The following is a 7,056-nucleotide window of genomic DNA, read 5'->3' as shown; positions in this document are numbered from 1 at the left end:
GCCACCCGGAGCCCCCGAACGACAGCTGTGACATCCGGGGCTTCGCCCCGAGCCGGGGGCTCCGCCACCCGGAACCCCCGAACGACAGCTGTGACATCCGGGGCTTCGCCCCGAGCCGGGGGCTCCGCCACCCGGAACCCCCGAACGACAGCTCCGCCCTCAGCGAACCCGCTTGCCCGGCGAAGATCGGCGCTGGTCCGATGGACGCATGGCTGACCCGAAACCCGCCCTCGTCCTGCACCTCGCCACCGGCGGCGAACCGCTGCTGTTCGCGCTGACCACCGAAGAATCCGGGAAGCTGGCGGGCAAGCTCGCCCAGCTCGTCCAGACCGGCGCCGTCGAATCGGTGACCACCAAGGACGACTCGGTGGTCGCGATCAACTTCGCCCACGTCGCCGCCGCCTACATCGACGATCTCGCCCGCAAGAGCACCGTGTTCGGCATGCACAGCTGACGGCGAAGGCCGCCTCACGACGTACGTGAGACGGCCTTCGCGAAGAACCTCAGAGCTTGTACAGGCGCTTCCAGTTCTCGCGCGAGGTGAGCTCGGGCATGGCCCGCTTGTACTGCTCCTGCACCGCCGCGCCTTCCTTGCGCAGCCGCTGGACGACCTTCACGCCCTGCTTGGCCAGCGCGAACATCTTCACCCGGTCGTAGGACCGGACGCGGACGCCTTCCTGGCTCGCGTCGGTGACCACGGCGGTGTCGAACAGCGCGATGTGCCACCAGTTGGCCTCGTCGATCGGCACCGCGCCGAGCCCGAAGCGGCTGCGGCCGAGGATCCGGTCGAGCACCCGCCGGATCAGCACCACGCGCTGCAGGGGCGGCCGCGGCGCGCTGTTGATGATGCCGATGTCGCTGGAGGCGATGCCCGGGACGTCGGTCGCCTTGTGGCGCTTGGTCTCCGGGTAGTCCTCGCGGATCCGCCGGATCTCCTTCATCGCCTCGACCCCGCCGTCACGCAGGATCTCCGGGCCCTTCAGGAAGTCTTCGACGGCCTTGATCAGTGTCGCGGACAGGCCGTACTGCATGCCGAGCAGGTAGCGCACCAGCTGCGCGATCAGCACCCGCGCGAGCAGGTTCAGGTTGAACGGCGAGTGCAGGGCCGCGGTGATGATCGAGTTGCGCAGGTTGAAGTACCGGTGCCACTCGTCCCAGTCCTTCATGTGGAAGTCCGCGTGCCACACGCCCGCACCCGGCAGGGTGACGGTCGGGAAGCCGTGCGCGCGGGCCCGGTAGGAGTACTCGGCGTCGTCCCACTGGAAGAAGAACGGCAGCGGGTAGCCGGTGGCCTGGACGACCTCGTAGGGGATCAGGCACGACCACCAGCCGTTGTAGCCGGCGTCGAGACGGCGTTCCTGGCGGTTCGGCTTCAGCGTCTCCTCGTCCACGCCGAGCAGGTCGGCGGTGGTCAGCGAGTGCTCGACCGGCTGGCCGGGCTCGAGCGTGTTGAGCCGCGCGTACTCGGCGCCGACGTGCAACTGGTTCGGGTGGAACAGGTTGAGCATCTGGCCGCCGACGATGATCGGGTCGGCGGCGCGGTTCGAGAACGCCGTCATCCGGATCACCAGGTCCGGCTCGAGCAGGACGTCGTCGTCCATGAACAGGACGTTCGCGTGCTCGGTCGCGGTGTGCCCGGCCACCTCGAAGAGGCCGCGGGTGAAGCCGCCGGCGCCACCGAGGTTCGGCTGCTTGATGTAGTGCAGCTTGTCGGCGAGGTCCTTGGCGACCTGCTCGAAGCCGTCGCGCGACTCGACGAGGTCGGTGCCCTGGTCGGCGACGTAGATCGCGTCCAGGGTCTCCAGCGAGGAGACGTCCGCGGCGAGGGCCTGCAGGTTCTTCAGGCAGTCGTCGGCGCGGTTCATCGTGCAGATGGTCACCGCGGTCGGGCGGATCTTCTCCGGGGCTTCGACGGTCCAGCGGACCTGCTCGACGCGCAGCGTCTGGCCGCCCTCGGTCTCGAGGTCGAGCCAGAGCGCGCCGCCGTCGTAGAACTTGTCCAGCTTGCCGGTCAGCGACACCTTCGCCTGCTTGGCGTCCTTGACCTGCTCGGCGGCCACCACGCGGGGCTCGCCCTCGACGTCCGAGGCGCCCATCGACAGCAGGCCGGTGCCGGTGACGACGGCCTCGACCGAGACCTCGCTCACCGTCGTCCAGCGCTGCCAGTAGCTGGCCGGGAACCGGCCGAAGTAGGTGTTGCCCGAGACCTTGGTGGCGGGCTCGAGGGCGATCGACGCACGTTCCCGCACGGCCGCGCCCCACTCGAGCTCGGCGTACAGGTCCTTGCTGACGATCGGCGCCGGGCCGGCGTAAAGCCCGCGCTGCGCCGTCAGGCGGCCCTGCGGAGTGTGCTCGGTGAACCGCGTCTCGGTGGCCGTGCCGGCTTCGGTGGTCGGCGCCGGGGTGGCTGTTTTACCGGGCATGTGGTTCCTCAGTTCTCCTCAGTCGACGGCTCGCGGAAGACGACCCACTTGAGCATCACGAAATTGATCACGGTGGCGGTGGCCTGCGACACGGCCCAGCACAGGGTGTGCTGCCAGGCGGACTCCGGCAGCACGTTCAGCATCAGCTGGTTCACCCCGACCGCGACGAAGAACGTCACGGTGTAGAGCAGGACGAACGAGCCGACCTGCGCCTTCCCGTCGCGGCGCCCGCCGGCGAAGGTGAACTTCCGGTTCAGGAAGAAGGCCGTGGTCGTGCCCACGATGAAACTGATGGCGCGAGCGACGTCGACCCACGGTGAGGTGGCCATCCCGGCCAGCTGGGTCAGCAGCGTGTAGGTGCCCAGGTCGACCAGGGCGCAGAAGCCGCCGATCAGGGCGAAGCGGACGAGCTGGCCCAGCAGTCCGACGGAGGACTGCCCAGCTGTTACCTCGGCTTGCGGATCGGTCGCCACCACTGCATTACCTCGTCGCCTGTGTCATGGTCACCCGCGCGGGCGCTTGTGCCTTGATGCGCAAAGTGTAGAGATGAGCACTTCAGGGTCACGTTCCGGGCGTGGTTGGGCGTGGCTACCCTGGTCGGGTGACCCAAGCACCCGAAACACAGCGTCGCACGCTCATGGGCTGGGCGCGGACGTCACCGACCATTGCCGACGTGCTGACCACCGCCGATGTCGAGGTGATCGCCCGCGCCGTGGCCCAGGCCGGTGAGCGCGGCGTCATCGCCCGCGGCCTCGGCCGGTCCTACGGCGACCCGGCGCAGAACGCCGGCGGCCTCGTCGTGGACATGACGGCGCTGAACCGGATCCACTCGATCGACCCGGACACCGCCCTCGTCGACGTCGACGCCGGGGTGAGCCTCGACCAGCTGATGCGCGAGGCCCTGCCGTACGGCCTGTGGGTCCCGGTGCTGCCGGGCACGCGCCAGGTGACCATCGGCGGCGCGATCGCCAACGACATCCACGGCAAGAACCACCACAGCGCGGGCAGCTTCGGCAACCACGTCGTGTCGATGGACCTCATCACCGCCGACGGGCAGATCCGCACGCTGACGCCGGAGGGCCCGGACGCCGAGCTGTTCTGGGCGACCGTGGCCGGCATCGGCCTGACCGGCATCATCGTCCGGGCGAAGATCCGGATGACCAAGACCGAGACCGCGTACTTCCTCGCGGACAACGAGCGCACGAACAACCTCGACGAGACCCTGGAGCTGGTCAGCAACGGCTCCGACGACAACTACACGTACTCGTCGGCGTGGTTCGACACGATCTCCACCGGCTCGAAGCTCGGCCGCGCCGCTTTCGGCCGTGGCTCGCTCGCGAAGCTGGACGAACTGCCGCCGAAGCTGCGCGCGAACCCGCTGAAGTTCGACGCTCCGCAGCTGGCGACGCTGCCGGACGTCTTCCCGAACGGCCTGGCCAACAAGCTGACCTTCGGCGCCATCGGCGAGCTGTACTACCGCAAGACGCCGAAGGCCGCCCGCGGCGTGATCCAGAACCTGACGGCCTTCTACCACCCGCTCGACATGTTCGGCGAGTGGAACCGCGCCTACGGCTCCAAGGGCTTCCTGCAGTACCAGTTCTCGACACCGCTGAACGCGCACGAGCCGCTGCGGAACATCGTCCGGAAGATCGCCGAGTCGGGGCACGTGTCCTTCCTCAACGTCTTCAAGCGCATGGGCGAGGGCAACGCGGCGCCGCTGTCGTTCCCGCACCCGGGCTGGATGGTCTGCGTCGACTTCCCGATCAAGGACGGCCTCAGCCGGTTCTGCCAGGAGCTCGACGAAGACGTCCTGGCGCTGGGCGGGCGGCTGTACACCGCGAAGGACTCGCGCACCTCGCCCGAGACGTTCGCGAAGATGTACCCGCGGCTCGAAGAATGGCGCAAGGTGCGCGCTTCCATCGACCCCGAAGGCGTTTTCGCCTCTGACATGAGCCGGAGGCTCGAACTGTGATCGACGCGGTGGGCAACCCCCAATCCCTGCTCCTGCTCGGCGGCACGTCCGACATCGCGCTGGCGATCGCCGAGAAGTACCTGGCCGAGAAGCCGCTGCGCGTCGTGCTGGCCGCCCGGCCGTCGCCGCGCCTCGACGCGGCCGCGCAGCGCCTGAAGGATCGCGGCGCCGAAGTGTCGACTGTGGACTTCGACGCCAAGGACACGGCGTCGCACCCTGGCGTGCTGGCCAAGGCCTTCGAGGGCGGCGACATCGACGTGGCGGTCGTGGCGTTCGGCCTGCTCGGCGACCCGGAAGAGGTCTGGCAGGACCACGCGAAGGCCGTCGAGCTGGCCACCGTGAACTACACCGCGGCGGTGTCGGTCGGGGTCGCGCTGTCGGAGAAGCTGAAGGTCCAGGGCCACGGCACGGTGATCGCGCTGTCGTCGGTGGCGGGCGAGCGGGTCCGCCGGTCCAATTTCGTCTACGGCTCGACGAAGGCCGGCTTCGACGGCTTCTACCTGGGCCTCGGCGAGGCCCTCGCGCCGTTCGGGGTCAAGGTGACGGTCGTCCGCCCCGGCCACGTCAAGACGAAGATGACCGAGGGCCTGAAGGACGCTCCCCTGGCCCAGACGGCCGAGCAGGTCGCCGAGATCGCCGTCGGCGCGGCCCGCGCGGGCAAGGACCTCGTGTGGGCGCCCGCCCCGTTCCGCCTGGTGATGTCGGCCCTGCGGCACGTCCCGCGGCCGATCTTCCGCAAGCTCCCGATCTGACGTCAGGCTTCGTCGAAGGCCCGGACCGCGAGGTCCGGGTCTTCGACGTAGAACTTCACCACCCGCACGGTCTCGCTCCGGCCCAGCGGCCGCGTCGCGACGACCGGGCGACGCAGGACGGCGACGACGTTCGTCTCCATGTTCTGCGCCATCACCAGCTCCTCGTCGCCCCAGACGAGCGTCCGCGCGCTCGGGTGGGTCTATCGGCGACGGGCGACGGAATCTGCCGGAAAGGCGCCCAGTGCGGTAGCTGTCCACATTGGCGAGTGCCTGTGGACAGGCCGGACGACAGCGGCTCAGCCGCCGATGGCGTGGGCGGGGACCAGGTAGAGGTTCTGGCTGCCCACCCACGGTGAGTCGATGTGCCAGCTCGCCAGCGCGGCCGGCGGTGGGGCGCGGCGGGTCGTCGCCAGGACCAGGTCCGGGCTGGCCGGGGCGACGCTGTGGTCGAAGTTGTGGAAGTTGGCCTCCAGCAACGCCCGGCCGAGGTCGTCGCTGCGGCGTTTGGTCTCGGTGATCGCCGGGTCGACCGCGCCCCGGTCGGAGAACTCGTCGACCAGTTCGCAGTCGCACGCGTACGCCAGTGCGCCGACCTCGCCCGCCGTCTCGACCTTGCGGCCGTGGGCGATCGCCGCCAGCTCGTGGCCGATTTCGCGGTACTCCGTGGTGGACGCGTGGTTGCTCGTGATCGGGGCGAACTGGCGGGGCAGGCCCGGCAGCGCGTACACCGCGACGCTCGCCGCGAGGACCGCGCCGGCCACCGTCCACGTCCCGCGCCTGACCCGCTCCGGGACCGCCGACGCGCAAGCGGCGAGGAAGATCGTCGCGCCGATGATGCTCGGCGCGTAGTACCAGTGGTAGGGCGGCACGCCCAGCCGGCTGTAGGCCAGGTAGTGCAGCGCGCCGGCGACGGCGAGCGCCGCGAACGGCGTCAGGCGGCGGGCCGTCGCGGAACCGCGGCGGTACCGCACGATCCAGGCCACCCCGGCCACGGCCGCCAGCACCAGCGGGAGGAACGACAGCGCGGCCGCGGCGGGGAAGTTGCGCCAGTACAGCAGCGGGCCGTTGGTGAAGCTGAACGGTCCCCACGACTGCTGGCTGATCTTGATGACGAGCGTGTCCGGCACGGCCGAGCCGAGCACCACCCAGCTGAACCCGAACCAGGGCAGCGTGACGGCAAGGGCCGCGAAGGCCGTCTGCCAGATGCCGGCCCAGAATTCGCGGCGGGCGGCGAACAGCACCGCGGCGATCAGCAGCAGGTCGATCCGGACGAGTGCGAGCAGCCCGATCACCACGCCCAGGCGGCCGGCCCGGCGCTCCCCCGCGTAGACCAGCGTCCACACGACGCCGGTGGCGCCGAGCGCCACCTCCAGGCCGATCGAGGACAGCAGCAGCGGGTTGACCAGCAGCAACGCGAACGTCAGCGGCGCGAACGCGGGCGGCAGGCCGGTGCGCTCACCCAGGCGGCGCAGCCCCAGCACGAGCAGCACCTGCGCGGCGACGAACACGATGCCGGCGGCCAGCACGGCGTCGCGCACCACGAACGTGACCGCGCCGAGGGCCAGGACGTTCAGCGGCGACGTCGCGGTGTTCGCCGTCCCCTGCTCGATCAGGCCCCAGTGGCCGTGGAAGGCGAGGTTCTTCGCGTAGGACAGCGTGATGTAGGTGTCATCGATGAGATGGCTGCTGACCAGGGCGAACACGAGGGCGGAGGCGGCCGCAGCGCCGGCCGGCAAGGCCCACGAGCGGGCGACGGGGATGGCCGCCGGCAGCGCGCGGACGGCTTGGGGGAGTTCTGCGGAGGCGCTTCGCATCCCGGACACCGTACCTCGCTCGTGATGCTTCTGTGATCTGAGCGAGGTACGGGTGGCCCAGGCCACAGCCTCCGCCCGGCACTTCGACGGGCAAA

7 protein-coding genes are annotated in these 7,056 nt (G+C 70.0%); 3 read left to right on the top strand and 4 right to left on the bottom strand.

Annotated elements, in window-relative coordinates:
• Positions 1-208: 208 nt before the first annotated feature.
• Positions 209-454: a hypothetical protein gene (locus tag ACFVYA_RS12850; RefSeq protein WP_285987700.1), complete on the top strand. Its 246-nt coding sequence runs from the start codon at positions 209-211 to the stop codon at positions 452-454.
• A 49-nt stretch (positions 455-503) separates the two neighbouring features.
• Here ACFVYA_RS12850 and ACFVYA_RS12845 read toward each other — a convergent pair whose 3' ends face one another.
• Positions 504-2,423, bottom strand: coding sequence for a glycosyltransferase (locus ACFVYA_RS12845; RefSeq protein WP_285987699.1), 1,920 nt, complete (start codon positions 2,421-2,423; stop codon positions 504-506).
• Positions 2,424-2,431: 8 nt separating this feature from the next.
• Positions 2,432-2,899, bottom strand: a complete 468-nt coding sequence (locus ACFVYA_RS12840) for a GtrA family protein (RefSeq protein WP_285987698.1) — start codon at positions 2,897-2,899, stop codon at positions 2,432-2,434.
• 161 nt (positions 2,900-3,060) lie between these two features.
• Between ACFVYA_RS12840 and ACFVYA_RS12835 the strand changes: the two genes are divergently transcribed.
• Both ACFVYA_RS12835 and ACFVYA_RS12830 read left to right on the top strand, forming a co-directional pair.
• A complete protein-coding gene (locus ACFVYA_RS12835; RefSeq protein ID WP_387044789.1) occupies positions 3,061-4,395 on the top strand; it encodes an FAD-binding protein in 1,335 nt (444 codons plus the stop codon).
• Positions 4,392-5,147, top strand: a complete 756-nt coding sequence (locus ACFVYA_RS12830) for a decaprenylphospho-beta-D-erythro-pentofuranosid-2-ulose 2-reductase (RefSeq protein WP_387044782.1) — start codon at positions 4,392-4,394, stop codon at positions 5,145-5,147. Before ACFVYA_RS12835 ends, ACFVYA_RS12830 begins: the two co-directional genes overlap by 4 nt.
• Positions 5,148-5,149: 2 nt before the next feature.
• On the opposite strand, the gene ACFVYA_RS12825 is transcribed toward ACFVYA_RS12830, so the two are convergent.
• Positions 5,150-5,299, bottom strand: a complete 150-nt coding sequence (locus ACFVYA_RS12825) for a hypothetical protein (RefSeq protein ID WP_387044781.1) — start codon at positions 5,297-5,299, stop codon at positions 5,150-5,152.
• A 144-nt stretch (positions 5,300-5,443) separates the two neighbouring features.
• On the bottom strand, positions 5,444-6,961 hold the full coding sequence (locus ACFVYA_RS12820; protein WP_387044780.1) for a hypothetical protein: 1,518 nt from the start codon (positions 6,959-6,961) through the stop codon (positions 5,444-5,446).
• Between the last annotated feature and the right edge of the window lie 95 nt (positions 6,962-7,056).

Source organism: Amycolatopsis sp. NPDC058278 (assembly GCF_042881395.1).
Lineage (GTDB): Bacteria > Actinomycetota > Actinomycetes > Mycobacteriales > Pseudonocardiaceae > Amycolatopsis.
Note: the sequence above shows the minus strand (reverse complement) of the source record. Positions and strands in the feature narration are given on the sequence as shown.